The organism is Streptomyces sp. AA1529, from assembly GCF_000280905.1.
GTDB lineage: Bacteria > Actinomycetota > Actinomycetes > Streptomycetales > Streptomycetaceae > Streptomyces.
Genome location: NZ_ALAP01000101.1, coordinates 30,613 through 57,109, shown reverse-complemented (window position 1 = coordinate 57,109; position 26,497 = coordinate 30,613). Strand labels below are relative to the sequence as shown.

Genomic DNA, 26,497 nt, shown 5'->3' with positions numbered 1-26,497 from the left:
CCGTCCGGTTGCGCCGCCGGTGCCGCCGATGCGGGCGTCAACCACGGGGGTGAGCGGACCCGCCCCGCGCGGTCCGGTCGTCCGCCGTGCCGGTCCCCGCGGCCGGGGGCCGGCCGTGGTGCGGCAGGGCGGCGCGCAGCGGACCGCCCAGTGCCACCGTGCGGTGGCGGACGAACTCCTCGTGCCGCCGCTCGACGTGCTCCGGCTCGTAGCGGTAGTTGACCATCGCGCCGAAGGACTGCCGCCAGGCTTCCGGCGCGTCGTTCGCCGGCCAGTTGGCCTGCCAGGCCGCGGCCCCGTTGCCCAGGTGGAACCGGGCGACCGGGTCGAGCGGGCGCCCGTCCTCGTGCCGTTCGACGGCGATGTACCTGGCCAGCACCGGGAGCAGCCGGGAACGTGTCCGTGCGGACCCCGCGGCAGCGGGATTCCGCTGCCGCTCCGCGGCCTCCAGCTCCTCGAGCAGCGTCCGCAGTCCGTCCTCCCGCCGGGCCCGCTCGGTGAGCCAGCGCCGGAAGCCGGGGACGGGCGAGAGCGTGGCGAACTGCCGCAGCTGCGGCAGCTGCTCCCCCACGTCTTCGATGACCTGCTTGATGAGGAAGCTGCCGAAGGAGACTCCGGCCAGGCCGTCCAGGGCGTTGTTGATCGAGTAGAGAGCGGCCGTGTCCGCCTGCGCGGGGTCCAGGACCGGTCCGGGCTCCAGCAGGGGCGCGATGCTGTCCGGCATCCCCCGGACGAGGGCGACCTCCACGAAGATCAGCGGCACGTCCCCGGTGGCCGGGTGGAAGAAGGCGTAGACGCGGCGGTCCTCGGGCTGCAGGCGGCGCCGGAGTTCGGCCCGGCTCGCCATCGGATGCACCTTCTCGCCGCGCAGCAGGTACTGGTGCAGTTCGTCGGGCGCCTCCCAGCCGACCTCCGACATCCGCAGGAAGCCGCGGTTGAACCAGGAGGTGAGCAGGTGGTGGAAGTCGTGGTCGAGGGGCCGCAGCCGCGGGTCGGAGCGCATCAGCCGACGCAGATCCGCACGCATGCCGACCAGGGCGAGGGTGGCGCCGGGAGCGTGGTTCATCCGGCGGAGCAGCAACTGCCGCGGCGGCTCGACCTCGTCGAAGAGCTGGACCAGTTCCTCCGCGCCCCGGGATCCGCGGCTGCGGGCCTCCTCCCATCTGCGGAAGGCGGTTCGGATCCGGTCGGGTGAGGCGTCGTAGGCGCTGGTGACGCGGGTGAAGAACGCCCGCTTGCCGTGGTCGTCGAGTTCGCCGTAGGCAGCGAGGGCGGCTGCCGCCACCGTGCGCATCGAGGCTTCGCCCGCGTGCCCCATCAGCACCTCGCAGGCCGCCGACAGCCGGTCCAGGTGGCGGTGGCGGAGGTCTCCGCCACCGCCACCTGGACCGGCCGCCGGGGTGCTGTCCGGGCGGCTGCCGGAGTTGCGGAACTGCCCGGTCAGCAGCCTGCCGTCCTGAGGTTCCATTCCCGCCCTCCGCGTGCCGTCGACCCCGTGTATGCATCATGGGGCGTGATGTATATAACAGCCGCACCGTAAAGCACATGAGTAAGGCGCGCTACCCCCTGGGCGCCACGGATGACGGGATAACCTGACCGTTCGGAGGTGCGCATGGCTCGAGTCCCGGAATCCCAGCGTGTACGGGACGCGCTGGAGAACGCCGTCGTCGACGGCCGCTACCGCCCCGGCGAGCGGCTGGACCCCGCGCGGCTGGAGCGGGAGTTCGGCTGCTCCCGCACACCGGTCCGGGAAGCCCTCCAGGCACTGGAGCGGTCCGGACTGGTGCAGATCCGCGCCAAACAGGGCACGTACGTCACCGAGTTGAGCGTCTCCGAACTGGCCGAGCGGTTCGAAGTCATGGCGGAACTCGAGGGGATGGCGGCGCGGCTCTCCGCCCGGCGGATCGAACAGGAGGCGCTGGACGAGTTGGAACGCGCGCTGCGCGAATGCGAGGTCCACGCGCTGGCCGGCGACGCCGACCGCTACTACTACGCCAACGCCTGCTTCCACGGCATCGTCTACGACTCCTGCGGCAACGAATATCTGCGTCAGCAGGTACACGCGCTCAAAAGAGTCCTGCAGCCCTACCGACGGCTGCAGTTGCGGGTGCCCGACCGCATGCGGCGCTCCCTGACCGAGCACAGCCGGATCGCCGCGGCCATCGCGGCCGGCGACGCGGAGACCGCCGAGAACGCCGCGCGGGACCACGTCCTGGTCCAGGTCAAGGAGTTCAGCCAGTTGATACGGACCTGGAGGCATCTCAACCAGTCCGCATCCGCGGCCGGTTGAGCCCGTCCGCGGTCCCCGCCCCAACGGCGCCGCGGGCTCGGTCGGACTACGGGCCCGGTCCATGTGCCGCCGTGAGCGAGCGCCGCGCGAGCGGACGCCCCGGGCGGCACAGGTCAGCGCCGTGACGGGCCGGGGTGTTGCGAACGGTCCGAGGAGCGGCCCCGGAAGGCCGCCCCTCGTGGCACACGCAGCACCGCCGTCGCTCGGCCCTCCCGCGGCGGAGCCGCGCGGTGCGGCGGAAGCCGCCTCACCGCGCGGAAGACCGCACCGGCCCGGCGGCCCGGCGGAGGAGCTGCCGGACGCCGCTCACTTGTCCACGGCGAAGCGCATCAGGGACTGCTCGTTGCCCTGCTTGACCTTCCCGGTCTCGTTGATCACCTTGAGCTTCCAGCCGGTGCCGACCCGCATCGCCTTGGCCACCGCACAGGCGTTGTCGTCGGTGAGCAGGCTCGGCCAGATGTCGGCGACCTGCTGGGAACTGCCGCCCGTCGCGTCGTACACCTTGAAGCTGATGTTCCGCGCCCGCTGGAACGCGCTGCCCCGCTTGTAGGCGGCCGCGACGAAGACGATCGAGGTGAGGTTGGACGGGATCCGTTCGAACTCGACGGTCACCGTCTCGTCGTCCCCGTCCCCATGACCGGTCTGATTGTCGCCCGTGTGCAGCAGCGATCCGTTCCCCAACGGGTCGAGGGAGTCCAGACCCGCTATCCGCACCGGGTCCGGTCCCTGCATGGCGATCGCGATCAGGTCGAGGTCGGTGCCCGCCTTGCGGCGGATCTTGCCCAGCACCCCTCCGCTGCTCCCGGCGGTGGGGTCCCAGGACGCACCGATGGACAGGTGCGTGACGCCGTCCAGATCGGCCGGCTCGTCTTCCTTCGTCAGCGTGATCATCCGTAAGCCTCCAGTTTGGGACGGTGGAGCCCGGGCGACTGCTCCGGCTCGCTTCTCGGCCGGTGGTCTTGACAACCGGCGTCTACAGCACTGTAGAACTGCCGGCCGCGCGCGAAGGTTCCGGCCCCGCAGGAAGACCGACCGGACCGACGAGACCCGATGCGCCCCCGCCGGCCGGCACGGTGTCAGCCGAGGAGGGCCGCCGTGCGCGACGACGACTCCGTACCGCAGGGGCAGGGCCGGTACTCCAGCCCCAGTTCGCCGTCCACGGCACGACTGGAGCGGGTCGCGGCGTCGCTGACCGCCCGCCAGGAGCCGTACTTGGCGTGCAGCTGGTCAGCCGTGGGGCCCAGCGGGTTGCCGTACTTCTCCTGGTTGCGCTCCTCCAGCCGCCTGACCTCCTCCGCCGACATCCCGGCGCGGGTGATCTCCTTGGCCTCGTTGCGCATCCGCACCAGCTCCCGGGCGATCTCCTCCTCCGAGCGGCCCCGGGCGCGCATCGCGCACTCCCTGCGCTCCATCTCGCCCAGCAGCGCGTGGTAGCGCATCCGGACCTCGCGGGACTCGGCACGCTCCTCCGGAGTCTCGGCCCGGATCATGCACACGACCTTCTCCGGGCTGGTGCACGGGCCCGGGTCGGGCGGCTCCTGGGAGAGCGGAGCCACGACGACGGAGCCGCCGCAAGTGCTCCCGGGGCACGCGGCGGCCGGGGTCGCGGCCGCCGCCCCGAGAGCGGCCTGGGCGATCAGGACGAGCGGCAGCGCCCGGCGGGCGAGAGAGCGAAGACGTGAGGACGACATGGCCGCATCCTGACGTCCGGCGCCCGGGCGGGGGCGGATTGGACCCACGGGTTCCCTCGTTCGGGGCGACATCCTCATCCCCGCAGGTGACGGGGGGCTGTACACCCGCGCTTTCGGTGTCCATCGGACGCGGTGGTGCGCCCCGGACGGGAGACACCGGGGCGCACGGGCACGGTGCGGCGCGGTCCCGCTCGTCGGGCTCCCGGCAGGTGCGGTGCGCGTCGGTATGAGGCTCTGCCGGATGCGCCGTTGTGCGCCGTGGCCGCACGAATCCGCGCAGAAGCTGCACGGAGCGGACCGAACTGGCCGATGATGGTGATCATTGCTGCCGCAGATGAGGAGGACACGATGGACGAGGCAGGTCACCAGGTTCCGCAACCGGGGACGAAACCCCACACCGCCCGCCTGTACGACTACTTCCTCGGCGGGAAGACGCACTACGCCGTGGACCGCGAAGCCGCGGTGCCCGCGCTGTCCGCGAATCCGCACGCGATGGTCGCCGCCCGGCAGAACCGGGAGTTCATGCACCGGGCGGCCCGGTGCGTCGCGCAGGACCTGGGCATCCGCCAGTTCCTGGACATCGGAACCGGCATTCCGACCGAACCCAATCTGCATCAGGTGACCCAGGCGATCACCCCCGAGGCACGGGTTGTCTACTCGGACAACGATCCGATCGTCCTCGCGCATGCCCGTGCGCTGATGAGCAGCACGCCGGAGGGGAAGACGGACTACATCGAGGCGGACATCCGCGAACCGGAGCGGATCCTGGAACGTGCGCACCAGACCCTGGACTTCGATGCCCCGATCGCCCTGTCGGTGGTGGCACTGCTGCACTTCATCCCGGACGAGGACGATCCGTACGGACTCATGCGCCGGCTGCTCGCAGCGCTGGCGCCGGGCAGTGCGCTGGTGCTCTCGCACGCGGCGCTCGACATGGACGACGGCCGGATGGCCGCGCTGGCCGAGCACTACCGCAAGGCGGTCACCCCCACCCAGTTCCGGACCCGCGAGGAGACCGCGCTCTTCTTCGACGGCCTGGACCTGCTGGATCCGGGCATCACTCCCACCTGCGAATGGCGGACGGACCTCGACCTGGGGCCGATACGCCAGCTCCCCGGCACCATCTCCGCAGCCGAGGCCGGGGTATGGGCGGGAGTGGCGGTGAAACGCTGAGCGCGGACGCGCTCCGTCAGACACCGGGCGCGGACGCGCTCCGTCAGACACCGGGCGCGGACGCGCCGCTCGGCCCCGCCACCACCGATCCCGTCCGGCCCGGCCCGGCGGAGGACTGCGCGGTCACCGCCGGAAGGGGCGGTGCTGCCGCGGCGTCCGGCCGGGACCGGGCACCCGTCCGCGGCGGACGAGCAGGGTGAGCCCTCCGGCGACGGCCACTCCCACGAGGTTGACGAGGAGTTGCAGCAGCGACCCACCGCAGCGCCGCCAGTCCTCGGTGACGGCGGCGAGGACGGCGAATCCGGCGGCGGGCACGGTGGTGACCGAGATGAACACGCCCACCAGCGCGCCCGGCTTCGCCGAAGTGAGCGCCAGCATCCCGGCGACGCCGGCGAGCAGCGCGACGACGACGGAGTACGGGCCCACCTGGTAGATGAACGACACCTCGTGCAGACCGGTCAGGTCGGCAGGCCCGAACAGCCCCGCGAGCCGGCCCAGCCACGCGAACGCGGCGGTGACCAGCATCGCCAGCGGGAATCCCACTCCGAGCGCGAGCGCTGCCCGGGCCGCCAGGCCGCGCCGCCGCACCGCGAGGGCGACCGCGAGCGCGGCCAGCGGGCCGAAGTCCGGGCTCACCACCATGGCGCCCACGATGGTGATGGCCGAGTCGGTGAGCACCCCGACGGTGGCCAGCAGGCAGGCGATCGTCAGGAAGGCGAGGAAGACGGGGTTGAGCTGGCTCTCCTCGCCCGTGGTGTCGATGAGCTCGTCCCAGATGACGGCCTCGGCCCCCGCCCCGGGGACGGCCTGTTCGGCGGCCTCGGCGGTCTCGGAGACCATCGTGTCGATCTGCTCGAGCGTGATCTCGCCCCGGCGGTGCACGCCGTGCTCGGTCAGACGGTGCAGCACCCGTTCCACGACCTCGCGGGCGATGGCCGCCTCGATCAGGTCTCCGGTGGGCTGCTTGCCGACGCCTCCGGCGACGGTGAGGTGCGCGACGCCCGGTTCCGCGCCGAGGAGGTCGACCACGGCTTCGCTGTCCTGGGACTCGCACAGCACTCTGATGCGCATCATGTGTTCAGCATCCCGGCGGGTCATGGGGATTCGGCCGACGAGGAAGGGGTGAGTCGCCGCGGTGGCGGGCGCCGCCGGGACCGCGCGTCATCTCATCAGCAGCAGGCCCTCGACGAAGCCGACCACCGCGAGGCCGCAGAACGCCCAGCCCACGACTCTCCGTTTCAGCAGGGCGTACCGGTCCTCGTACTCGCGGCGCAGGGAGACGGCACGCTGCGCGGTCTCCCGCAGGGCGGTACGGGAGGTGTCAGCGAGGGCATCGGCGACGCGTCGGACCACGTCCTCGCGTTCCGCCCCGGTGAGCCAGTCCAGCGGGGCGACGGTGTGTTCGGCGCGCGCCCTGGCGTCGCTCAGGTGCCGCTGCCACAGCAGATAGCCCTCGATCCGCCGGACACCCTCGCCGATCTCTCCTTCGGGGGATTTCCCGGTGCCCATGGCCTGTCTCAGCCCTCGGCGTCGGGCAGCTGCCCCCGGGCGTGCCGGGCCGGCCCGGAGCCGGTCGCCTGGGGCCGGTCGATGTTCTCGCTGTCGTCGAGTGCCGAGATGCTCGGATGGTGGAAGTCGAAGGCCGGCGACTCGGACCGGATCTTGGGCAGGGTGACGAAATTGTGCCGGGGCGGAGGGCAGGAGGTGGCCCATTCGAGAGAGCGGCCGAATCCCCAGGGGTCGTCCTCGTGGACGTGCTCGGCCGTCCTGGCGGTCTTCCACACGTTGTAGAGGAACGGGAGCATCGAGGAGCCGAGGAGGAAGGACCCGATGGTCGAGAACGTGTTCAGCGCGGTGAACCCGTCGGCCGCGAGGTAGTCAGCGTAGCGGCGGGGCATGCCCTCGGCACCGATCCAGTGCTGGACCAGGAAGGTGGCGTGGAAGCCCACGAACAGGGTCCAGAAGTGGATCTTCCCGAGGCGTTCGTCGAGCATCCTGCCGGTCCACTTGGGCCACCAGAAGTAGAACCCGGCGAACATCGCGAAGACGACGGTTCCGAAGACGGTGTAGTGGAAGTGGGCCACGACGAAGTACGAGTCGGAGACGTGGAAGTCCATGGGCGGTGAGGCCAGCAGCACGCCGGTCAGGCCGCCGAAGAGGAAGGTGACCAGGAAGCCGACCGACCACAGCATCGGGGTCTCGAAGGAGAGCGAGCCCTTCCACATGGTGCCGATCCAGTTGAAGAACTTCACCCCGGTGGGTACGGCGATCAGGAAGGACATGAAGGAGAAGAACGGCAGTAGCACGCCGCCGGTCACGAACATGTGGTGTGCCCATACCGTCATGGACAACCCGGTGATGGTGATGGTGGCGCCGACGAGTCCGACGTAGCCGAAGACCGGCTTGCGCGCGAACACCGGAAAGATGTCCGAGACGATGCCGAAGAACGGCAGCGCGATGATGTAGACCTCCGGGTGCCCCCAGAACCAGAACAGGTGCTGCCACAGCAGCGCACCGCCGTTCGCCGCGTCGAAGACGTGTGCCCCGAACTTGCGGTCGGCCTCCAGTGCGAACAGCGCCGCGGTCAGGATCGGGAAGGCCATCAGCACCAGCACGGCGGTCAGCAGCACGTTCCAGGTGAAGATGGGCATCCGGAACATGGTCATCCCGGGGGCGCGCATGCAGATGATGGTGGCGAGGAAGTTGACCGACCCCAGGATGGTGCCGAAGCCCGAGAACGCGAGCCCCATGATCCACATGTCCGCGCCGACAGCCGGTGTGTGCACCCCGTCGGAGAGCGGGGAGTAGGCGGTCCAGCCGAAGTCAGGGGCGCCCTGCGGAGTGAGCAGCGAGCCGAGCACGATGAGCGAGCCGAAGAGGTACACCCAGTAGGAGAAGGCGTTCAGCCGGGGGAAGGCCACGTCTGGCGCCCCGATCTGCAAGGGCATGATCCAGTTCGCGAACCCGGTGAACAGGGGCGTCGCGAAGACGATCAGCATGATCGCGCCGTGCATGGTGAAGGCCTGGTTGTACTGTTCCTGCGAGATGATCTGCAGGCCGGGACGCGCCAGCTCCGCGCGCATGACGAGCGCCATCACACCGGCGATCAGGAAGAAGAGGAACGATGTGGTGAGGTAGAGGCTGCCGATCGTCTTGTGATCGGTTGTCGTCAGCCACCGCACCACGGTATGGCCAGGACGCCGCTGACCGGACGGGCGCGAACCGGACGGCCGCGAAACCAGCGAGGTGGACATGTCTGCTCCTGGCGGGTGAATATCGATCCACTCGTGACTCAATGCATGCGATAGCACACCCTAAGTGACCGGACCGGAGTCTCCGGCCCTCTCCCCCGCGTGTCTTGCCGCCCCCGCGTGCGCACTTCCGCCCGAGCAACGGTTCGACGCTCCTGACGACTTCCGGCTGCACGGTGCCTGCGCACACAAGAACCCGACATGCGCGCGGAGTTCACGGACGCGCCGACGCGAGGACGGACCAAAGCCGCACCCCGCCCCTCCCGTGATCGGCCGGCCCGGGCAGCCGGAGAGCTGGTGGCCGCCGCACGTCGCGGCATGCCGCCTTCCGGGACTGCGGGCGGGAAGGCGGGATACACAGGGGCACGTCCGAGAGCTGATGCACCCTCGGTCCGGTCGATGGCGGAAAACCGACGCGACATTGGCATGGACCTGTCCGTGATCCCTCGCTAATCTGCGCAGCGGCATCTCCCGGGATCGTTCCCAGGCTTTGCTGTTCCACCCCCACGACATGCTGGAACAACGAAAGGCCGACCCATGAGACGCACCAGAACCCCGCGCGCCCTCCTGTCCGCGCTGCTGGCCGGCGGAGCCCTCGTGGCCGCGGGTCTGCTCCCGGCGACGGCAGCGGACGCGCAACCGCAGACCGACAAGACCCCCGCGTCGGACGGCGTGCTGAACGCCATGCAGCGGGACTTCGGCCTCAGCGAACAGCAGGCCGAGAAGCGGCTGGCCGCGGAGAAGCAGGCGCGGACCACCGAGAAGCAGGCCCGGCGAGCGGCCGGGAGCGCCTACGCGGGCTCCTGGTTCTCCCCGAAGACCGGAAAACTGACCGTGGCGGTCGCCGACCGCGAGAAGGCAGCGGCCGTGCGGGGCGCCGGCGCGACCGTGGACCTGGTGGACCGCACCGCGGCCCAGCTCGACGCCGCGAAGAAGCGTATCGACGCCCTCGACGCGCCCGGCGGCGTGAGCAGTTGGCGGGTCGACTGGAAGACCAACCGCGTCGTGGTCGAGGTCCTCACCTCCCAGCAGACTGACAACGATGTCAAGGCGTTTCTGGCCCGGGCCCGCAAAGCGGGACCGGTGACGGTGCGCACGACGGACCACACTCCGTCGACCCTGTCCGCCGGCACGGTCGGCGGAGACCCCTACTACACCGGCAACGTCCGCTGCTCCATCGGCTTCTCGGTCCAGGGCGGCTTCGTCACCGCAGGCCACTGCGGCGGCGCCGGCCAGGCGGTCAACGGCTGGGACGGCTCCTACATCGGCAACTTCCAGGGCTCCTCGTTCCCCGGCAACGACTACGCCTGGGTCAACGTCGGCAGCGGGTGGTGGACGGAGCCGGTCGTCCTGGGCTGGGGCACGGTCTCGGACCGGCTCGTGCGCGGTTCCGCCGAGGCACCGGTCGGGGCCTCCATCTGCCGCTCGGGGTCGACCTCGCACTGGCACTGCGGCACCGTGCTCGCCAAGAACGAGACGGTCAACTACAGCCAGGGCGCCGTCCACCAGATGACGAAGACCAGCGTGTGCGCCGAGGGCGGTGACTCGGGCGGCTCCTTCATCAGCGGTGACCAGGCACAGGGCGTCACCTCCGGCGGCTGGGGCGACTGCTCCGGTGGCGGTGAGACCTGGTACCAGCCCATCAACGAGATCCTCAACCACTACGGTCTGACGCTGCGCACCGCCTGACCTTCCGGCGGCCGGCAGCCCGAGGGGCGGCGCGCGGGACCGCCACGGCACACCGTGGCGCGGCCTCGCGCGGCGTCCGTCGGACATCCCGGGAGGGGCACCCACGGGGGGTGCCCCTCCCGGGGCTGCCCCTCCGCCCCCGGCGCCGGAACACTGCCGGCGCCGGCGTAGCGCAGCCGGGCGAGCCAGGATCGGGACGACCGCGCTCGCGGCCGTCGGAGTGGGCACACGGCTCCGGGGAATGCCGGACCACGGTGCCGTCGTTGTCCCTTTCGTGGCTGATTCACCGCACGATCCGGCACTCTCCCCGGCGGCCCGGGCCGCGGCGCGGGAGCGGCTCCTGACGGAGCGCGCCGGCACCGAGCAGCGGATCGCCGCACTGAGCCGGGAGTTCGAGCAGATCGTCGAGGCGAACGCGCTGGTGGCGGTCGACGACGAGCACGACCCCGAGGGATCCAGCACCGCATTCGAGCGGGCGCACGTCGCCGCGCTGCTGGCCCGGGCGCGGGAGCACCTGGTGGAGGTGGACCGGGCGCTGGAGCGCCTGGAGCGGGGCGGGTACGGACGCTGCACGGAGTGCGGGGAGCCGATCCCCGAGGAGCGCTTGTCGGCACGTCCCGCGGCGGCCACCTGCGTGCGCTGCGCGGCCGCACGACGCACCTGACACAGCGGTGCGCCCGGTGAGGCCCCGGGCACTCCTCATCTCCGAGCGTCCGAGTCCGGCACATTCCACAGCAGCGCATGGTCACAGGTCGGAAACAGTGTCCGCCCGCACGGTGAACAGAAGAGTTTCAGGGTGCACTCATCTCTATGATCCGATTGGCTGACTCGCAGTCACACATCGAACGATCGCCCGGTTCGACAGGTTTCCCTGCCGTCCGCGCTCACAGTCACGGGGAAGTACATGCGCTCTGTTCGTGCCATACCCGCCACAGCCGCACTCGTCGCGGCGCTGATCCCGTTGACCGCCTGCGACCCCGCGGCGGACACCTCGGCAGACGGCGGCAAACCGTCCTCGGCGAGCCCCGGAGCGGCCGCGGAGGACGGGAAGGACAGGAAGGACGGAAAGGGAGACTCCTGCCCCGCCCCGGCACCGGGACACAAGGTCATCTGGGTCCACCACGTGGAGGGCGCCATGAACACCGTGGTCGCCAAGGAAGCAAAGGCGGAATGCCGGGCCGGTTCCCAGGAAGGAGCTTCCTACCATCCGGTCGGGGAGTTCGAGAATTACCGCCCGGCGTCCGGAGACATACGGATCACGGTGATCAGCAAGAAGGAATCCAAGCAGAAGAAACTCACCGCGCGGGACGGCGGTATCGCACATGTCAAAACCTGTGCCGACCCTGACGGAAAGCAATTCGACGGCGGTCAGCGCAAGGCGGACACCAGCGACTGCTGGGGGCTGAACTTCTACGATGTGAAAATCGACTCCGCGGACCGCATCACCAGTATGACCGAGGTCTACTCCTCGTAGCGGAGCCGCGGGGCGGGGCCACCGCATCACCTCGCCGGCAGCAACCGGGCGGCGGTCGCGGTGATGGTCTCGACGGCGTGGGTGAGAACGGGGATCTCCCGGGCGCCCAGCCGGGTGACGGCCATGATGCGGCGGGCCGGCGCCGGCTCACCGTGCAGCGGGAGGCGCGCGACCAGCGCCTCCTCGCCCAGCTGCGCGAGGCGCGGGACGAGGATGACGCCGAAGCCGTGGGCGACCAGTGCGGTGCCGGTCCCCCACTCGTCGGCATGGTGGGCGATCTGCGGGGTGAATCCGGCACTCATGCAGGCGGCCAGTACCAACTGGTGGTAGCTGGTACCGGGGTTGCCCAGGATCCACGGCTCCCCGGCCGCGTCGGCGAGCGTGACCCGTTCCCGCCTCGTCAGCTCATGCCCCTGGGGGACGATCAGGTCCAGCGGGTCGTCCAGCAGCGGCTGCTGGTCGAACCGCTCGTCCGTCAGCGCCGGGGAGTCCGAGGTGACGACCAGCAGGGCCAGGTCGGCCTCTTCCGAGAGCAGCAGGTCGAAGCACCGGGCGGGTTCGGCTTCGACGAAACGCACCGTCAGATGCGGATAGCTGTCGCGCAGCCGCGCGGCGGCGGGCGGCAGCAGCCGGCTGGCCGCGGTGGAGAAGCCGCACAGCGTGACCCGGCCCGCGGGCTCGGTGCCGAGGGAGGCCAGCTCGGCGCGGGCCAGCTCCCACTGCTCCTGCAGGCGCTCCGCGTGCCGCAGCAGGACGTGGGCCGCGTTGGTGAGCCGGATGCCCCGCCCCTGATGCACCACCAGCTCCGTCCCGACCTCGGCGGCGAGTTGCCGCAGTTGGTAGGAGACGGCGGAGGGCGTGTAGTGCAGCGCCTGGGCCGCGGCGGTCACCGTCCCGTGCCCGGCGACCATCTGCAGGATCCGGAGCCGGTGGTCGATCATGCGATCAGTGCGCACGGGCCGGTGCCGGACCGCGTCCGCCACGGGCCCGCGTACCCGCACAGCCCGCGGCGGCCTCCGCGGTGCGCGGGCGTCACCGCCGGTCCGGACACGGGCCGGCTTCCGGTGCTGCTCAACGCGCTCCCTCGATTCCCGGCCCGTTCCCGCGCGGCCGTCCGTCCGGGGCCGGGTACCAGCCGGCCGTCAGGCGTCGATGACCAGGTCCTCCAACGGTGTCGCACAGCACAGGAGGATCTTGTTCTGCGCGCTGTCCCGCGGCCGGAGGCCGCCTTGGTGCCGCATGGTGACCGACCCCCGGTGGAGTGTCGTCACGCAGGTGCCGCACAGGCCCTCGCCGCACGACGAGGGAAGGGTGATCCCGGCGCGGGCCGCGGCCTCCAGAACCGGGGTCCCGGCGTCGCACTCGATGGTCGCTCCGCTGCGGGACAGTTCCACGGTGAACCGCGGCGCGGACCCGGAGTCCTCCGCGGAGCGGACCGGGTCGGGGCCGGACGCGAGGGCCGAGGCGAGCGCATGCCCGGGTGCGGGCGCGGGCATCGGCGCTGACGCGGGTGCGGGTCCTGACGCGGGTGCGGGCGCGGGTCCGGGTGCGGGCGCCTCGAAGCTCTCCTCGTGGTAGCGGGCCTCCGGATGGCCCGCCGCCTGGAGTGTCCGGCGCACGGCCCGCATGTAGCCCGCCGGTCCGCAGCAGAACACTTCGCGTTCCAGGAGATCGGGGACGATCTCCCGGAGCATCCCGAGGGAGAGGCGTCCCCGGTGGCCGTGCCACCGCTCGGTCCTCCCGTCGTCCTCGCAGACGTGGGCGACCCGGATGCCGGGCGCGGTGGCCGCCATCAGCGCGAGTTCCTGCCGGAAGGGGATGTCGGCGGGGGTGCGTGCGCTGTGCACGAACGCCACGTCCGCCGGGGAGGCGAGATCGTACAGGGTCCTGGTCATCGACATCAGCGGCGTCACTCCGCTGCCCCCGGACAGGAACAGGTAGGCGGACGCCGGATGCCGGGCCGTGGAGAACCGGCCCATCGGTCCCCTGGCGCGGACGACGGCCCCGGGGGCGAGGACGTCGTGCAGCCAGTTCGACACCCGGCCGCCGGGCACGCGCTTGACGGTGATCGCGGCCAGGTGCGGACGCGTGGGCGGCGAGGAGAGCGTGTAGCAGCGGGAGAACTCCCTGCCGTCGACCTCGAAGGTGAAGGCGAGGTACTGGCCCGGGTCGTGCCGGAAGACCCCGGGACCGGCCGGTTCGAACGCGAAGGTCTTGGTGTCGTGGTTGACGTCGTGGACCTGTTTGCAGACCAGCACGTGATCCGCCGGACCCTCCGTCGCGACGTCCGCCGGGCGGAGGGCCGCCGGCTGCCGCAGCGCTTCCCGGCCGGGATCGGTGAGCACATCGTTCATCGGTTCAGCTCCTCGCGCAGACGGGCGGTGTACCAACTGCAGAACGCCTCGACCTGGTATTCCGTCGGGGCGTAGGGGCCCGGCCGGTACACGGGGTCGGAGACCCCGCGCTGGGCCAGCGCGACCAGCCGCGCGTCCTGCTCGTTCGTCGCGCGCCAGACCCGCTGGAGGGTGTCGAGGTCGTAGTCGACTCCCTCCTGGGCTTCCGGATGGACCAGCCAGGTGGTGCGCAGCAGCGTCCGGTCCGCGGCGAGCGGCAGCACGCTGAAGGCGATGGCGTGGTCGGCGAGCACGTGGAACCACGAGTTGGGCTGCAGGTGCAGGGCGAGATGCCCGAGGCGGGCGGTGGGCAGGTCGCCCAGGAGCCGTCGGCAGGCGGCCGTGCCGTCGGGGGTGAAGGACTCACCGGCGAGGTCGAGCGCGTCCCGCTGGATGCGGAAGCCGGTGCCGCGGCCGTCCAGCTCCTCGATGAGCGCGTACGGCAGGCCCAGTTGCTCGTAGGTGGCACGCAGTTCCGCGTCGGCCCGCAGGTACCGTTCGTGCGCCGGGCGCAGCCGCGGGGGAAGGTCCGCCTCGGAGTAGCCGTAGGTGGGGAAGAAGGTGCGCAGCAGTTCGGGGTGCTCGTCGCAGTGGTAGCACTCGCGGTTGTTCTCCATCACGAGCTTCCAGTTGCCCTCCTCCACGAGTTCGGTGCGGGCCGCCACCTTGGCCCGGCGCAGGTCGTGGGGAAGGAGGTAGGGCTCGATGCGCGAGGCGACCTCGTCGAAGTCGGCCGGGGGCTGTTCGGCGAGGCAGACGAAGACGAGCCCCCCGACGCTGCGCAGGTGCACGGGGGCGAGGCCGAAGCAGTCGCGGTCGAAGCCGGCGGGCTGGGAGGGTGCGTGCAGCAGTCTGCCGTCCAGACCGTAGGTCCACTTGTGGTATCCGCAGACCAGGTTCCCGGCCGAGTCGTTCCCTCCCTCGACGAGGCGGGCGCCCCGGTGCCGGCACACGTTGTGGAAGGCGCGCAGTTCCTCCTCGTCGTCGCGGACGAGCAGCACCGAGTACGGCCCGATCTCGACCGAGGTGCGGTCTCCCGGCTCGGGCAGCTCGGCGTCGACGGCCACACAGATCCACTGGCGGGCGAAGACGGCGGCGATGTCGAGGTCGAAGAACTCCCGGTCGGTGTAGAACGGGCCCTCCAGGCTGCGCCCGGGAACCCGTCGTGCCACCGCGTCGTGGATCCGGTCGGTTCGCGTGGCGGGGGTGCTTTCCAGTGAGGTCACGTTTCTCCCTTCGGCGCGCGCCGAGGCGGGCTCCGGCGCACGATCGGCGGCGCCGCACCGGTGGGGCCTGCGGCCCGGTGTCGGCGGCGGAAGCAGCGGCGCCGGATCACATCGGCAGGCAGAGGCGCAGGCCGTCCAGGACCGCGGAGTGGATGTTGCGGCTGGTGACGGCGTCACCGATGCGGAAGAGCTGGTAGCGGCCCGCGGGGTTGGCGTCGGCCGGCTGCGGCTCGCCGGCCAGCAGCGCACGGTGGTCCAGCCGGCCGAGGTTGCGTGAGCCGGGGAGCAACTCGTGGTGGAGGTCGGCGTTGGGCAGCGTGCCGTGCTCCACCACGACGTGCTCGACGGTCCGTTCGGCCTCCGTCGCCGCGTACTCGCTGCGCAGCGCCGCGGCGAGCCGGCCGTCCCCGGTACGGTGCACGGAGGTGAGCCGGTGCGCCAGTGTGGTGCGTACCTCGTGTTCGGCGAAGACCCGCAGGTAGGGGGGCGCGTTCATGCTGCCGACGTCGGGAGCGGGCATCCGCTCGGGGGTCACGTACTCGACGGGGACGTCCTGGCGCGCCAGCACTTCCACCGCGTCCAGCGCCGGGTAGGCGCCGTTGTCGTCGTAGACCAGCACCCGGCCGCGGGGGCGCAGGGCGCCGCTGAGCACGTCCCAGGTGTCGGACACCAGTTCGGCGCCGCCGGCGAGGAAGGAGGCGTCGGGTGTGCCGCCGGTGGCGATCAGGACGAGGTCGGGCTCTTCGGCCAGTACGTCCGCCGCCTCGGCCAGCACGCCGAACCGCAGTTCGACGCCGAGCACACCGCACTCGGCGACGCGCCAGTCCACGATGCCGAGCAGGTCCCGCCTGCGGGGGTTCGCGGCGGCGAGGCGGACCTGGCCGCCGGGCTGGTCCGCCGCCTCGAACAGGACGACCTCGTGGCCGCGTTCGCCCAGCACCCGGGCCGCCTCCAGCCCGGCGGGGCCGCCGCCGACGACCACCGCTTTCCGCCGCGCGGCCGCCGCCGGGACGGTGTGCGGCAGCCGCAGTTCCCGGCCGGTGGCGGGGTTGTGCAGGCACTTGGTGTCCCCGGAGTCGTAGATCGCATCCAGGCAGTAGCTCGCTCCCACACACGGCCGGACCCGGTCCTCGCGCCCTTCGGCCACCTTGGCGACCAGGTGGGGGTCGGCTATCTGGGCCCGGGTCATGCCGACCAGGTCCAGCTGTTCCTCCCGCACGGCGTGCCGCGCGGTGGCCACGTCGGCGATCCGTCCGGCGTGCATCACCGGGATGTCCAGGCTGCGTTTGACCTCGGCGGTGAAGTCGAGGAACGGCGCGGAGGGCGTCCCCATCGAGGGGATGACCCGCGAGAGCGAGGCGTCGCTCTCGATCGAGCCCCGGATGGTGCTGACGAAGTCGACGCCGTCCGCGAGGTAGTCGCGGAGGGCGCTCAGCGCCTCGTCGAAGCCGAGTCCGTCCGGCCGGTCCTCGTCCAGCGACATGCGGATGCCCACGACGAACTCGGGACCGACCGCGGACCGGATCGCGCGGATCACCCGGCGCGGAAAGGCCGTGCGGTGCGCGAGCGTTCCGCCGAACCGGTCGTCGCGGTGGTTGGTGGCCGGGGAGAGGAAGCTGTCCAGGAGGTGGCCGTAGTGCTGGATCTCTATGCCGTCGAGGCCGCCGGCCCGGCAGCGGGCGGCGGCGTCCGCGTAGTCCTGCACGACGCGGTCCAGGTCCCACGGCTCGGCCTCCTTGGGGAAGGCGCGGTGGGCGGGTTCCCGTACCGGCGAGGCGGACAGCACGGGCAGCCAGTCGCCCGCGTAGTTGCTGGTGCGCCGTCCCAGATGGGTGATCTGGCACATGACCGCGGCCCCCGCTTCGTGCACCTCGTCGGCCAGCCTGCGGAAGCAGGGCACGATCTCGTCGCGGTAGAGCAGCAGGTTGCCGAACGACGGCGGGCTGTCGGGTGACACGACCGCCGAGCCACCGATCATCGTCAACCCGGCCCCGCCCCGGGCCTTTTCCACGTGGTACATCCGGTAGCGGTCCCCGGGCAGGCCGTTCTCGCCGAACGCCGGCTCGTGCGAGGTGCTGACCACTCTGTTGCGCAGCGTGATGTTCTTGAGAGTGAAGGGTTGGAGCAGGGGGTCGGTGACTCGCGTTCGCATGACACTCCTTGTGAACCCGTCGGGCGGCCCGGGGGATGTCGCCAGGATGTCCGCGTGGTCGCGGCGTTCCGTCCCCTCGGCGTGCGGGCGTGCGGGAACGGAGTGCCGGACCGGACGCAGCGTGCCGCAGCCGTGTGCGCCCTGAGCGGTACACCCCCAGCGTGGGGGCGGCACTCGTGGCGGACAATCAAGCGGAGTCACAGGAAACCGTGCAAAGCGCCTGCATGATCGACAGGTGCGGTGTCCCTTCCCGGAACACACCGGACCTGCTAGGGGGCCGCACCGGCCCCTGCCGCCGTGGGGCTGCGCGGTGGCGGCGGAGCCGGGTGCGGGCCCATCGGTCAGGCGCCCGCCCGCCCGGGGGCGACCTTCTCGATCGCGGCGGCGAGGATGTCGACTCCGGCGTGGAGTTCGTCCTCCGTCACCGTCAGCGGCGGCGCGATGCGGAAGACGCCGCCCATGCCGGGGAGCTGGACGATGTTGAGGTGCAGTCCGCGGTCCAGGCACTCCTGGGTGACCGCCTGCCCGGCCTTGTCGGCGGGGGTCCTGCGCTGCCTGTCGGTGACCAGTTCCAGGCCCTGGAGCAGGCCGCGGCCGCGGACGTCGCCGACGATTTCATAGCGGTCGTGGAGGTCCTCCAGCCGCGCGGTGAGCTGCCGGCCGAGCGTGGCCGCCCGGTCGGCCAGTCCGTCGCGCCGGATCACCGAGAGCACCGTGGCCCCCACGGTCGCCGCGAGCGGGTCGGAGACGTGCGTCGTGAAGAAGAGGAAGCCCCGCTCGTGGCACACCCGCTCGATGTGCTCGCCGGTGAGCACAGCGGCCACCGGCAGGCCGGAGCCCAGGGTCTTGGAGAGGGTCAGCAGGTCCGGGACGACGCCGTCGCGCTCGAAGGCGTACATCGTCCCGGTGCGGCCGAGCCCGGTCTGGGCCTCGTCGAGGATGAGCAGCATCCCGCGCTCCTCGCACAGCTCCTTGAGGCGGGCGAGGTAGCCGGGCGGCAGCTCGATGATGCCGCCCGAGGAGAGCACCGGTTCCACCAGACACGCGGCGAGGCTCCCGGAGGACTGCTGGTCGACCAGGGCGAAGCCGTACTCCAGCTCCGCCTCCCAGTCGTAGGAACCGTCCGGGGTGCGGAACGGGGACCGGTAGGCGTTCGGCGTCGGCAGGGAGAAGTTGCCGGGGGCCGGGGGCCCGTAGCCGCGCCGCCCGGCAGAGTAGGTCGCCGACGCGGCGCCGTGGGACATGCCGTGCCAGGAGCGGTCGAAGGAGACGATCTCGTACCGGCCGGTGTAGAGCTTGGCGAGCTTGATCGCCGCCTCGTTCGACTCGGCTCCGGTGCTCAGCAGCAGCATCTTGCCCAGCTCGGGCGGCAGGGTCTCGGCGAGCGCCGCGGCCAGGTCGAGGACGGGACGGCTGAGCATGCCGCTGAAGAGGTGGTCCAGCGTCCCGATCCCCTTCGAGACCGCCGAGACGATGTCGGGGTGTGAGTGGCCGAGTACGGAGCTCATCTGGCCGGAGGTGAAGTCCAGTATCGCGTTGCCCTCGTCGTCGTAGACGTAGGCTCCGGCGGCGCGCTCGACGACGCGTGGGCTGAAGGGCGCGCCGTAGCGGATCAGCAGGCGATCGGCATCTGCCCAGAAGGGGGTGTCCATATGCACTTCCTCACCGACGGGCGCCTCGCGGAGGAGGCGCCGGTTTCCGACACACACCACCATCGCCTCCGGACATCGCCCATAACAAGCAAACAAAACCGAGGGACCATTCGGCAGCGACTTATGATGAGTCCATGCTCAGCGCCCGCCGCCTGGAGATCCTGCACGCCGTGCTCGCGGCCGGATCGGTCAACGCCGCAGCCCGGAACCTCAACTACTCGCCGGCGACGATCAGCCAGCACCTCGCCGCCCTCGCCAGGGAGACCGGGCTGGTGCTGTTCGAGAAGGAGGGCCGGGGGATCGTCCCCACCGACGCCGCACTCCACCTGGCGGAGCAGGCGCAGAGCATACTCGCGGACTTCGCCCGGCTGGAGCGCACCGTCGCGGACCTGCGCGCGGGCCAGGGCGAGCACCTGGCGCTGGCCTGCTTCGCCTCGGCTGCGGAAGAACTGATCCCCGAGGTGGTGCGCGCGGTCCGGGAGCTGCGGCCGAACATCACCACGGAGGTCAGTCTGAACGAGCCCGTGGACGGACGCGGCCGCCGCCGGCCGGACCTCGACATCCGGACCGAACCCGTCGACGGAGCCGAGATCCGGCTGGAGGGGTACCGGCGCCACGAGCTGCTCACCGAGGAGCTGCTCGCGGTCCTTCCGGCCGCGCATCCGCTGGCGGGCGCACACTCCCTCGCGCTGGGCGAGCTGCGCACCGAGCCGTGGATCGACCACGACATCTACGACAGCCCGACCGGGCAGATCATCCTGGGCGCCTGCACCGCGGCCGGGTTCGCGCCGCGCTACGTCGCCCGGCTCGACAACCACCACGCCGCGCTCAGCCTGGTGCGGGCCGGCATCGGCATCACCGTCCTGCCCCGGCTGGCGGTGCCCGATCCGCCCGGCACGCTGGTGGCCGTACCGCTGACCCCGGCGGTCAGGAGGCGCATCGTGCTGCACGCACGGCTGCATCCCCGCCGCGGGGGCCTCGTCGCGGCCGCGGCCGCGCGGCTCCGCTCGGTGGCCGGGCACTGGGCGGCCGGGCACGGCGAGGGGGCTCCCGGCGACGGCGGGGACTGACCGCACTGCACCCCGGCCCCGCCGGGGAGGACCGGAACGGGCCCGGACCGGCGAGGCCGGCCCGGGCCCTGCTGCCGGGCGCCCGTGTCGGGCGCGCCGGCCTGCCGTGCTCAGCGCAGGTCGAACCGGTCCAGGTTCATCACCTTGTCCCAGGCGGCGACGAAGTCGAGCACGAACTTCTCCCCCGCGTCGTCGCTCGCGTAGACCTCGGCCAGCGCGCGCAGCTCCGAGTTGGAGCCGAAGACCAGGTCGGCGCGGGTGCCGGTCCACCGGACCTCGCCCGTGGCCGCGTCCCGGCCCTCGAAGGTGCTCTGGTCCTCGGAGGTGGCCCGCCACGTCGTGCCGAGGTCGAGCAGGTTGACGAAGAAGTCGTTGGTCAGCTTGCCGGGGGTGTCGGTGAGCACGCCGGGCTTCACGGAGCCGGAGCTGACGCCCAGGGCGCGCAGACCGCCGACGAGGACCGTCATCTCGGGGGCGCTGAGGGTGAGCAGGTTGGCCCGGTCCAGCAGCAGGTACTCGGCCGGCAGCCGGTTGCCCTTGCCCTGGTGGTTGCGGAACCCGTCGGCCGTGGGCTCCAGGGCGGCGAAGGACTCCGCGTCGGTGTGCTCCTCGGTCGCGTCGACCCGGCCCGGCGCGAACGGCACCTCGACCACGTATCCGGCGTCCCGGGCGGCCAGCTCGACCGCCGCGCAGCCGCCGAGGACGATCAGGTCGGCCAGCGAGACCTGCCTGCCGCCGGAGTTGAACTCCCGCTGGACGGACTCCAGGGTGCTCAGCACCGCGGCCAGCTCGTCGGGGTTGTTGACCTCCCAGCCGCGCTGCGGCTCCAGGCGGATGCGGGCACCGTTGGCGCCGCCGCGCTTGTCGCTGCCGCGGAAGGTCGAGGCCGACGCCCATGCGGTGGTGACCAGTTGCGCCACGGTCAGCCCCGAGTCGAGCAGCCGGGCCTTGAGGTCCGCGATGTCCTCGGCTCCGAGGGCGTCTGCCCCGGCCTCGGGCAGCGGGTCCTGCCACAGCAGGGTCTCCTCGGGGACCTCGGGGCCCAGATACAGCGACTTGGGTCCCATGTCGCGGTGGGTGAGCTTGTACCAGGCACGCGCGAAGGCGTCGGCGAACTCCTCGGGGTTGCCGTGGAAGCGGCGGGAGATCTGCTCGTAGACGGGGTCGAAGCGCAGCGCGAGGTCCGTGGTGAGCATCGACGGGGCGATCTTCTTCGACGCGTCGTGGGCGTGCGGGACGGTTCCGGCGCCGGCTCCGTCCTTGGGCCGCCACTGCTGGGCACCGGCCGGGCTCTCGGTCAGCTCCCACTCGTAGCCGAAGAGGTTGTCGAAGAAGGCGTTGCTCCACCGGGTGGGCGTGGCGGTCCAGGTGACCTCCAGCCCGGAGGTGATGGCGTCCGCGCCCTTGCCGGTGCCGTAGGAGTTGCGCCAGCCCAGGCCCTGCTCCTCCAGCGAGGCGGCCTCGGGGTCGGCGCCGACATGGTCGGCCGGGCCCGCGCCGTGGGTCTTGCCGAAGGTGTGGCCGCCGGCGATCAGGGCGACGGTCTCCTCGTCGTTCATCGCCATCCGGCGGAACGTCTCCCGGATGTCCCGGGCCGCGGCGACCGGGTCCGGATTGCCGTTGGGGCCCTCCGGGTTGACGTAGATGAGGCCCATCTGCACTGCGCCGAGCGGGTTCTCCAGCTCCCGGTCGCCCGTGTAGCGCTCGTCGCCCAGCCAGGTCCTCTCCGGGCCCCAGTACACGTCCTCCTCGGGCTCCCAGACGTCCTCGCGGCCGCCGGCGAATCCGAAGGTCCTGGCCCCCATGGACTCCAGCGCGACGTTTCCGGCCAGGATCAGCAGGTCGGCCCAGGAGAGCGCGCTGCCGTACTTCTTCTTGACCGGCCACAGCAGCCGGCGGGCCTTGTCCAGGTTCGCGTTGTCCGGCCAGCTGTTGAGGGGGGCGAACCGCTGCTGGCCCGCCCCGGCGCCGCCGCGCCCGTCGCTGATCCGGTAGGTGCCCGCGCTGTGCCAGGCCATCCTGATGATGAAGGGGCCGTAGTGGCCGAAGTCGGCCGGCCACCAGTCCTGCGAGGTGGTCAGCACCTCGGCGATGTCCTGCTTGACGGCCGGGAGGTCGAGGCCGGCGAAGGCCTCCGCGTAGTCGAACCCGTCGCCCAGCGGGTCGGCCACGGCGGGGTTCTTGGCGAGGATCTTCAGATTCAGCCGGTCGGGCCACCACTGGCGGTTCCCGCCGCCCTGTGTCGGGTGAGGGGCGCGCGCGACCGGGCAGCCCTCGCCCTCCGCCTTCGCGTCCACGACGATCGCCTCATGATTCTCAGACATGGGATCCCTCCGGATTCGGCGGACCACGGCCCAGGAACTGCCCGACGACGACGGTCTTTTCCTGCTGTGTCCTGCCCCTTGGCTGTCGCTGGAGCCGATCCTACGATGGACGAATTCCAAGTCAATACGACAACCACTGCGGGATTCCCTCCGGCGGTGGACTGTCGGGGGACGAATGGGCTGGTGGCATGAGTGACCTGCTGGAACGGCTTCGCCGACGCGGCTGGCGGATGACCGCCCAGCGCCGGGTTGTCGCCGAGGTACTCGACGGCGAGCACGTCCACCTCACCGCGGACGAGGTACTGGCACGGGCGGCCGCCAGGCTGCCGGAGATCTCCCGCGCGACCGTCTACAACGCCCTGGGCGAGCTGGTGCTGCTCGGCGAGGTCCGCGAGGTGGCCACCGACGGCCGCGCCAAGCGCTACGACCCCAACGCGCACCGGTCACACCACCATCTGGTGTGCTCCGACTGCGGCACCATCCGGGACGTCCACCCCGATGGCGACCCGCTGGCCGACCTGCCGGCCTCCGAGCGGTTCGGCTTCACCGTCTCCGGCGCCGAGTTGACCTACCGGGGCCGGTGCCCCGACTGCGCCGCCCGGGCCTGAACCGGCGCCGAGCCGAGCACGGCCGGCCGGCGCCGCACCCGGCGTTCAGGGGCGCTCAGGGGCGCCGCCCCGCGTTGAGGGTGTCCACAGCGGCCGCCGCGTCGCCGAGATTGGCGAAGTCGACGGCGACGAAGTTCACCGGGTGGTCGCGCTCGGCCTCGCAGCGCCGGGCCCGGTCGAGGACGAATCCCTTCGCGTTGACCTCCCGTGCGTCGATCCGGCTGCCGCCGCCGCTGGTGATGAAGTGGTTCATCAGGAAGAGCCGCTTGCCCGTCCCGCCCCGGTTGGGCGCGCACGACATCTTCTCCGGGGAGGAGAAGGCGTAGGGCGTCTCCATTCCGTACCGGTAGAAGTTGCGGTACCAGGGCGCGGGCCCGTCCGCGTGCTCGGCGAAGACGACCAGGCGCTTGTCGTCCTCGATCATCTTGCCCAGCGTCGGCCACTCCGCCTTCGGGTTGTCGTCGGGGGTGAACAGCAGGTCCTCCAGGCCGGCCTTCCGGAACGCGGACTCCGTCTGCTTCCCGGTGATGCCGTCCTGCACGATCAGCGTCACGACCTCCCCCGGATGCTCGTCGAGCCAGGCGCGGATGTCGCGCAGGGTGTCGACGAGCGGGATGGCGCCGCCGCGGCAGACGGCATGGCACAGCCACAGGCCCGGTTCGGTGGGGGTGGCCTCGTCGATCAGTCCGGTGATCTTGTCCCGCATCTCCGGGGCGAACTCGGAGACCTTCAGCCGCTCGGCGATCTGGTCGGGCCGCTCCCAGGTGTGGGTGTCCACCAGCAGCGCCCGGGCGCCGTTGTCGAGCTGGGCGGTGATGTCGCCGTCCTGGAGGGGGCTGATGAAACGGTCCGCGGTCGTCGACATCGAGTTGTGGGTGGCGACGTAGGCGGCCTGGTCGTAGCGCAGGTCGCAGGCGCGGGCCGAGCCGTTGCACAGGGCCTGCTCGGAGCCGGAGCCGCTCGCGGCGGCCGGGACGAAGGTGACCCCCAGCACCACCGCGGCGGTGGTGACCGCCGACAGACCGGCCAGCATCCCGGTACGGCCCCTGGTGGACAGCGACTGCGCGGCCCGGGGCCGCCGCCGTACGTAGGAGAGCGCGGCCAGCAGCGCCCCGATCGCGACCGGTGTGAGGGCCGCGGAGGCTCCGGCGGCGGTGAGCGTCTTCAGCGCGGTGCTCTCCAGATCCTCCACCAGCACGGCCAGCGAGGGCGGCCAGGAGCCCGGCGCCGTCCCCCACAGGCCGTCCGCCTTCCACTGCACCAGCCGGAACAGGCCGGCCGTCAGGAGGCCGCCCGCGACCATGCTCCAGCCGACGACGCGCAGCCGGCGCAGCCGGCGGCGGGGTCCGGTGAGCCACAGGAAGGCGACGGACAGGGCCCCGACGACGACGGCGAGCGGGTAGACCCAGCCCAGTGCGAGCCGGGTGAAGCCCCGTGCCTCCTCCAGCGGGCCGGTGTACACGCCCCCGCTGTCCAGGTCCTTGACGACGTCCCATCGGCCGCCCTCGGTGATGCGCAGCAGTTCCCGCTCACCCTCGTCGGCTCCGGCGCCCGCGCGTCCGCCGATCACGTGCGGTCCCACCGCGGCGAGGGCCGTGGCGACGTCCCCCACCCCGAGCGCGCCCTCGATCTGCGGGCGCAGGGTCTTGCGCTGCTCCTCGGGCACGGCGGAGAGCAGCAGCTTGCTGATGTCCCGCACCGCACGGTCGCTCAGGTCGACGGTGGGCAGGTCGGCGGGGCGCCGTCCGGCGGCGACATCGTCCAGCGCCGCGTCGATGCGCTTCACGGCGGCCGGGAAGTCGGCCTTGTCGCGGCCCTGGGCCTGGGAGACCAGTCCGCCGAGGTACACCTCGGCGAGCTTGTCCATGTTCGCCAGCACCGGGGAGAGGTCGACCGAGACGGAGAGGGTGTCCTTCTCGCCTCGGAGATAGCTGGTGACCTCGGCGATCTGCTCGTCGGTGAGCTCGCGCACCGTCGCCGGGGGCAGGACGGTCTTGAGGTTCGCGGTCACCACGGACTCGGGCACCGGCAGGCGCGCCAGCAGGCTGCGGGTGACCGGCTGGGCCTCGGGGGCGACGAGCACTTCGTCGTAGAGCCGGTCGTAGGCCCGCTCCTCGTCCAGGACGTGCTGGTAGTAGCCGCGGTCCAGGACCGTGTTGCGCAGGGTGCCCACCGTCGCCAGCGCCGCCACGCACAGCGCCGCCAGCAGCGCCGCCAGCGGTCGCACGACGCGCACCCAGCGCGCCCGGCGCCATGCGCCGGGCCGCGTGGGGGTGTTGGGCCGGCCGGTCGCCGAGTCGGGCTTCTCCTCGTCTCGTTCCGTGTCCGGGGCAGTGTCGTGCGTGTTGCGCGGCACCCGTACTCCTGGGGGTCGTCTGCTGTTCGTGCGGGCCTCGGCGCGGCCCGGGGGCGGTGCGCCGCTGCGGTGCGGAGCGGCGGCGCGGGGAGCCGCGACCAGGCTATGCGCCGCGGCCGCTGGTGTGTTCCCCGGGCCGCGCGGGGACGGACGGGGCGTCGGGGCCGGTGGCTGCGGGAGGGGTGCCGGAGCGCGTCATGGCTGTCGTCTACCCCGCGGACGCGGCGCCATGGCCCCGGACACCCGGACGGTCCGCCGGGGGCGCCGGGCTCCCGTCGCCGGGGTGCCGGGCCGCGGGAGTGGCGGGCCGGCTGCCGCGCTGTCGCCGAGGCCGCCCGCGCCGCTCGGCGCCGAGCCCCCCGGACGGCGGCGGGCAGCCCGGGGTGGCGGCCGCGCCGGGCCGCCCCGCGACCACAGGGCACGGGCGGCGAGGTGTGACCCAGAACACGTACGAAACCGTTTCGTTTCGCTATCCCGAATGGCGTACCGTTCTCCGTACGAAACCGTTTCGTTCGGAACGGGAAGAGAGGGAGGCATGACGGAGAGCACAGCGACGCGCCGCAGCCGGATCACCCCCGAGCGCGAGGCCGAGCTGTACGAGGCCGTACTCGACCTGCTCCGGGAAGTCGGCTACGACGCCCTCACCATGGACGCCGTGGCGGCCCGCACCCGCTCCAGCAAGGCGACCCTCTACCGGCAGTGGGGCGGCAAGCCGGAACTCGTGGCGAAGGCGGTCCGGCACAGCAAGCCGGGCCGGACCGGCGACCTCGACACCGGGTCCCTGCAAGGCGACTTCCACGCTCTCGTGGCACGCGAGGACGACTGCGCCATGGAACAGAACTCCGCGCTGATGCGGGGGCTGTTCATGGCGGTGCACCACAACCCGGACCTGCTGCAGGCGTTCAAGGAACTGCTCATCGAGCCGGAGATGGCGGAGTTCCAGCGGGTACTGCGGCGGGCCGTCGACCGGGGCGAGGTCCGGGCGGACAACCCGGCGCTGGAGTACGTGGTGCACATGCTGATCGGCGCCTTCGCCACCCGCGCGCTGATCGACGACCAGCCGCCCACCCAGGCGTTCCTCGCCTCCTACATCGACGCCGTCGTGCTCCCCGCCCTCGGCGTGCCGGCTCGCTGACGAGCCTGCCCAC

Annotated in this window: 21 protein-coding genes; 8 read left to right on the top strand and 13 right to left on the bottom strand. The window is 71.9% G+C overall.

From position 1 onward, the window contains the following. Window positions 1-37: 37 nt before the first annotated feature. Window positions 38-1,468, bottom strand: coding sequence for a malonyl-CoA decarboxylase domain-containing protein (locus tag A949_RS0129915; RefSeq protein ID WP_019359744.1), 1,431 nt, complete (start codon window positions 1,466-1,468; stop codon window positions 38-40). Between the two features lie 144 nt (window positions 1,469-1,612). Between A949_RS0129915 and A949_RS0129910 the strand changes: the two genes are divergently transcribed. Beyond that, window positions 1,613-2,290: a GntR family transcriptional regulator gene (locus A949_RS0129910; RefSeq protein WP_019359743.1), complete on the top strand. Its 678-nt coding sequence runs from the start codon at window positions 1,613-1,615 to the stop codon at window positions 2,288-2,290. Window positions 2,291-2,596: 306 nt separating this feature from the next. Here A949_RS0129910 and A949_RS0129905 read toward each other — a convergent pair whose 3' ends face one another. Together A949_RS0129905 and A949_RS35080 are read right to left on the bottom strand one after the other, a co-directional pair. Then, window positions 2,597-3,181: a TerD family protein gene (locus A949_RS0129905; RefSeq protein WP_019359742.1), complete on the bottom strand. Its 585-nt coding sequence runs from the start codon at window positions 3,179-3,181 to the stop codon at window positions 2,597-2,599. Between the two features lie 185 nt (window positions 3,182-3,366). Continuing rightward, entirely contained in the window at window positions 3,367-3,981 is a 615-nt protein-coding gene (locus A949_RS35080; RefSeq protein ID WP_019359741.1) for a hypothetical protein, read from the bottom strand. A gap of 348 nt (window positions 3,982-4,329) precedes the next feature. On the opposite strand from A949_RS35080, the gene A949_RS0129895 reads away from it, so the two are divergent. After that, window positions 4,330-5,154 (top strand): SAM-dependent methyltransferase, encoded by an 825-nt coding sequence (locus A949_RS0129895; RefSeq protein WP_019359740.1) that lies wholly within the window; start codon window positions 4,330-4,332, stop codon window positions 5,152-5,154. A 123-nt stretch (window positions 5,155-5,277) separates the two neighbouring features. Here the strand turns inward: A949_RS0129895 and A949_RS35075 are convergent, their stop codons facing one another. The 3 genes from A949_RS35075 to ctaD all read right to left on the bottom strand — a co-directional run bounded on the left by A949_RS35075 (window position 5,278) and on the right by ctaD (window position 8,408). After that, window positions 5,278-6,228, bottom strand: coding sequence for a DUF389 domain-containing protein (locus A949_RS35075; RefSeq protein WP_019359739.1), 951 nt, complete (start codon window positions 6,226-6,228; stop codon window positions 5,278-5,280). Between the two features lie 87 nt (window positions 6,229-6,315). Further along, a complete protein-coding gene (locus tag A949_RS0129885) occupies window positions 6,316-6,663 on the bottom strand; it encodes a hypothetical protein (protein WP_019359738.1) in 348 nt (115 codons plus the stop codon). 8 nt (window positions 6,664-6,671) lie between these two features. Further along, window positions 6,672-8,408, bottom strand: coding sequence for an aa3-type cytochrome oxidase subunit I (gene ctaD / locus A949_RS0129880; RefSeq protein WP_019359737.1), 1,737 nt, complete (start codon window positions 8,406-8,408; stop codon window positions 6,672-6,674). A 534-nt stretch (window positions 8,409-8,942) separates the two neighbouring features. Between ctaD and A949_RS0129875 the strand changes: the two genes are divergently transcribed. The 3 genes from A949_RS0129875 to A949_RS0129865 all read left to right on the top strand — a co-directional run bounded on the left by A949_RS0129875 (window position 8,943) and on the right by A949_RS0129865 (window position 11,568). After that, complete coding sequence (locus A949_RS0129875) at window positions 8,943-10,094, top strand: S1 family peptidase (protein ID WP_019359736.1); 1,152 nt, start codon at window positions 8,943-8,945, stop codon at window positions 10,092-10,094. A gap of 241 nt (window positions 10,095-10,335) precedes the next feature. Next, the gene (locus A949_RS0129870) at window positions 10,336-10,758 is read left to right on the top strand and encodes a TraR/DksA C4-type zinc finger protein (RefSeq protein WP_019359735.1); all 423 of its coding nucleotides are present in this window, start codon (window positions 10,336-10,338) and stop codon (window positions 10,756-10,758) included. Window positions 10,759-10,998: 240 nt separating this feature from the next. After that, entirely contained in the window at window positions 10,999-11,568 is a 570-nt protein-coding gene (locus A949_RS0129865; protein ID WP_019359734.1) for a hypothetical protein, read from the top strand. Between the two features lie 26 nt (window positions 11,569-11,594). Here A949_RS0129865 and A949_RS0129860 read toward each other — a convergent pair whose 3' ends face one another. The 5 genes from A949_RS0129860 to A949_RS0129840 form a co-directional block, all read right to left on the bottom strand. Beyond that, window positions 11,595-12,509, bottom strand: a complete 915-nt coding sequence (locus A949_RS0129860; protein WP_026005166.1) for a LysR family transcriptional regulator — start codon at window positions 12,507-12,509, stop codon at window positions 11,595-11,597. 201 nt (window positions 12,510-12,710) lie between these two features. After that, window positions 12,711-13,922, bottom strand: a complete 1,212-nt coding sequence (locus tag A949_RS0129855; protein ID WP_019359732.1) for a hybrid-cluster NAD(P)-dependent oxidoreductase — start codon at window positions 13,920-13,922, stop codon at window positions 12,711-12,713. Beyond that, window positions 13,919-15,187 carry an aromatic ring-hydroxylating oxygenase subunit alpha gene (locus A949_RS0129850; protein ID WP_019359731.1) on the bottom strand — a complete coding sequence of 423 codons (1,269 nt, stop codon included), beginning with the start codon at window positions 15,185-15,187 and terminating at the stop codon, window positions 13,919-13,921. The genes A949_RS0129855 and A949_RS0129850 overlap by 4 nt, the downstream gene beginning before the upstream one ends. 106 nt (window positions 15,188-15,293) lie before the next feature. Then, window positions 15,294-17,339, bottom strand: a complete 2,046-nt coding sequence (locus A949_RS0129845) for an NADH:flavin oxidoreductase (protein ID WP_019359730.1) — start codon at window positions 17,337-17,339, stop codon at window positions 15,294-15,296. A 341-nt stretch (window positions 17,340-17,680) separates the two neighbouring features. Beyond that, complete coding sequence (locus A949_RS0129840) at window positions 17,681-18,991, bottom strand: aspartate aminotransferase family protein (protein ID WP_019359729.1); 1,311 nt, start codon at window positions 18,989-18,991, stop codon at window positions 17,681-17,683. A gap of 134 nt (window positions 18,992-19,125) precedes the next feature. Here A949_RS0129840 and A949_RS0129835 point away from each other — a divergent pair, with 134 nt between their 5' ends. Next, a complete protein-coding gene (locus tag A949_RS0129835; protein ID WP_019359728.1) occupies window positions 19,126-20,061 on the top strand; it encodes a LysR family transcriptional regulator in 936 nt (311 codons plus the stop codon). Window positions 20,062-20,171: 110 nt separating this feature from the next. Here A949_RS0129835 and katG read toward each other — a convergent pair whose 3' ends face one another. Then, window positions 20,172-22,385: a catalase/peroxidase HPI gene (katG, locus tag A949_RS0129830; protein WP_019359727.1), complete on the bottom strand. Its 2,214-nt coding sequence runs from the start codon at window positions 22,383-22,385 to the stop codon at window positions 20,172-20,174. 188 nt (window positions 22,386-22,573) lie between these two features. On the opposite strand from katG, the gene A949_RS0129825 reads away from it, so the two are divergent. Continuing rightward, window positions 22,574-22,993, top strand: coding sequence for a Fur family transcriptional regulator (locus A949_RS0129825; RefSeq protein WP_078534806.1), 420 nt, complete (start codon window positions 22,574-22,576; stop codon window positions 22,991-22,993). A 55-nt stretch (window positions 22,994-23,048) separates the two neighbouring features. Here A949_RS0129825 and A949_RS0129820 read toward each other — a convergent pair whose 3' ends face one another. Beyond that, window positions 23,049-25,349, bottom strand: coding sequence for a PI-PLC domain-containing protein (locus A949_RS0129820; protein ID WP_019359725.1), 2,301 nt, complete (start codon window positions 25,347-25,349; stop codon window positions 23,049-23,051). 535 nt (window positions 25,350-25,884) lie between these two features. Here A949_RS0129820 and A949_RS0129815 point away from each other — a divergent pair. Next, the gene (locus tag A949_RS0129815) at window positions 25,885-26,484 is read left to right on the top strand and encodes a TetR/AcrR family transcriptional regulator (protein ID WP_019359724.1); all 600 of its coding nucleotides are present in this window, start codon (window positions 25,885-25,887) and stop codon (window positions 26,482-26,484) included. The last annotated feature ends 13 nt before the right edge of the window (window positions 26,485-26,497 follow it).

Excerpts from the sequence above, each read along its gene's own strand:
- A949_RS0129915 (WP_019359744.1), bottom strand. The coding sequence starts at position 1,468 with ATGGAACCTCAGGACGGCAGGCTGCTGACCGGGCAGTTCCGCAACTCC.
- A949_RS0129910 (WP_019359743.1), top strand. The coding sequence starts at position 1,613 with ATGGCTCGAGTCCCGGAATCCCAGCGTGTACGGGACGCGCTGGAGAAC.
- A949_RS0129905 (WP_019359742.1), bottom strand. The coding sequence starts at position 3,181 with ATGATCACGCTGACGAAGGAAGACGAGCCGGCCGATCTGGACGGCGTC.
- A949_RS35080 (WP_019359741.1), bottom strand. The coding sequence starts at position 3,981 with ATGTCGTCCTCACGTCTTCGCTCTCTCGCCCGCCGGGCGCTGCCGCTC.
- A949_RS0129895 (WP_019359740.1), top strand. The coding sequence starts at position 4,330 with ATGGACGAGGCAGGTCACCAGGTTCCGCAACCGGGGACGAAACCCCAC.
- A949_RS35075 (WP_019359739.1), bottom strand. The coding sequence starts at position 6,228 with ATGATGCGCATCAGAGTGCTGTGCGAGTCCCAGGACAGCGAAGCCGTG.
- A949_RS0129885 (WP_019359738.1), bottom strand. The coding sequence starts at position 6,663 with ATGGGCACCGGGAAATCCCCCGAAGGAGAGATCGGCGAGGGTGTCCGG.
- ctaD (WP_019359737.1), bottom strand. The coding sequence starts at position 8,408 with ATGTCCACCTCGCTGGTTTCGCGGCCGTCCGGTTCGCGCCCGTCCGGT.
- A949_RS0129875 (WP_019359736.1), top strand. The coding sequence starts at position 8,943 with ATGAGACGCACCAGAACCCCGCGCGCCCTCCTGTCCGCGCTGCTGGCC.
- A949_RS0129870 (WP_019359735.1), top strand. The coding sequence starts at position 10,336 with ATGCCGGACCACGGTGCCGTCGTTGTCCCTTTCGTGGCTGATTCACCG.
- A949_RS0129865 (WP_019359734.1), top strand. The coding sequence starts at position 10,999 with ATGCGCTCTGTTCGTGCCATACCCGCCACAGCCGCACTCGTCGCGGCG.
- A949_RS0129860 (WP_026005166.1), bottom strand. The coding sequence starts at position 12,509 with ATGATCGACCACCGGCTCCGGATCCTGCAGATGGTCGCCGGGCACGGG.
- A949_RS0129855 (WP_019359732.1), bottom strand. The coding sequence starts at position 13,922 with ATGAACGATGTGCTCACCGATCCCGGCCGGGAAGCGCTGCGGCAGCCG.
- A949_RS0129845 (WP_019359730.1), bottom strand. The coding sequence starts at position 17,339 with ATGCGAACGCGAGTCACCGACCCCCTGCTCCAACCCTTCACTCTCAAG.
- A949_RS0129840 (WP_019359729.1), bottom strand. The coding sequence starts at position 18,991 with ATGGACACCCCCTTCTGGGCAGATGCCGATCGCCTGCTGATCCGCTAC.
- A949_RS0129835 (WP_019359728.1), top strand. The coding sequence starts at position 19,126 with ATGCTCAGCGCCCGCCGCCTGGAGATCCTGCACGCCGTGCTCGCGGCC.
- katG (WP_019359727.1), bottom strand. The coding sequence starts at position 22,385 with ATGTCTGAGAATCATGAGGCGATCGTCGTGGACGCGAAGGCGGAGGGC.
- A949_RS0129825 (WP_078534806.1), top strand. The coding sequence starts at position 22,574 with ATGAGTGACCTGCTGGAACGGCTTCGCCGACGCGGCTGGCGGATGACC.
- A949_RS0129815 (WP_019359724.1), top strand. The coding sequence starts at position 25,885 with ATGACGGAGAGCACAGCGACGCGCCGCAGCCGGATCACCCCCGAGCGC.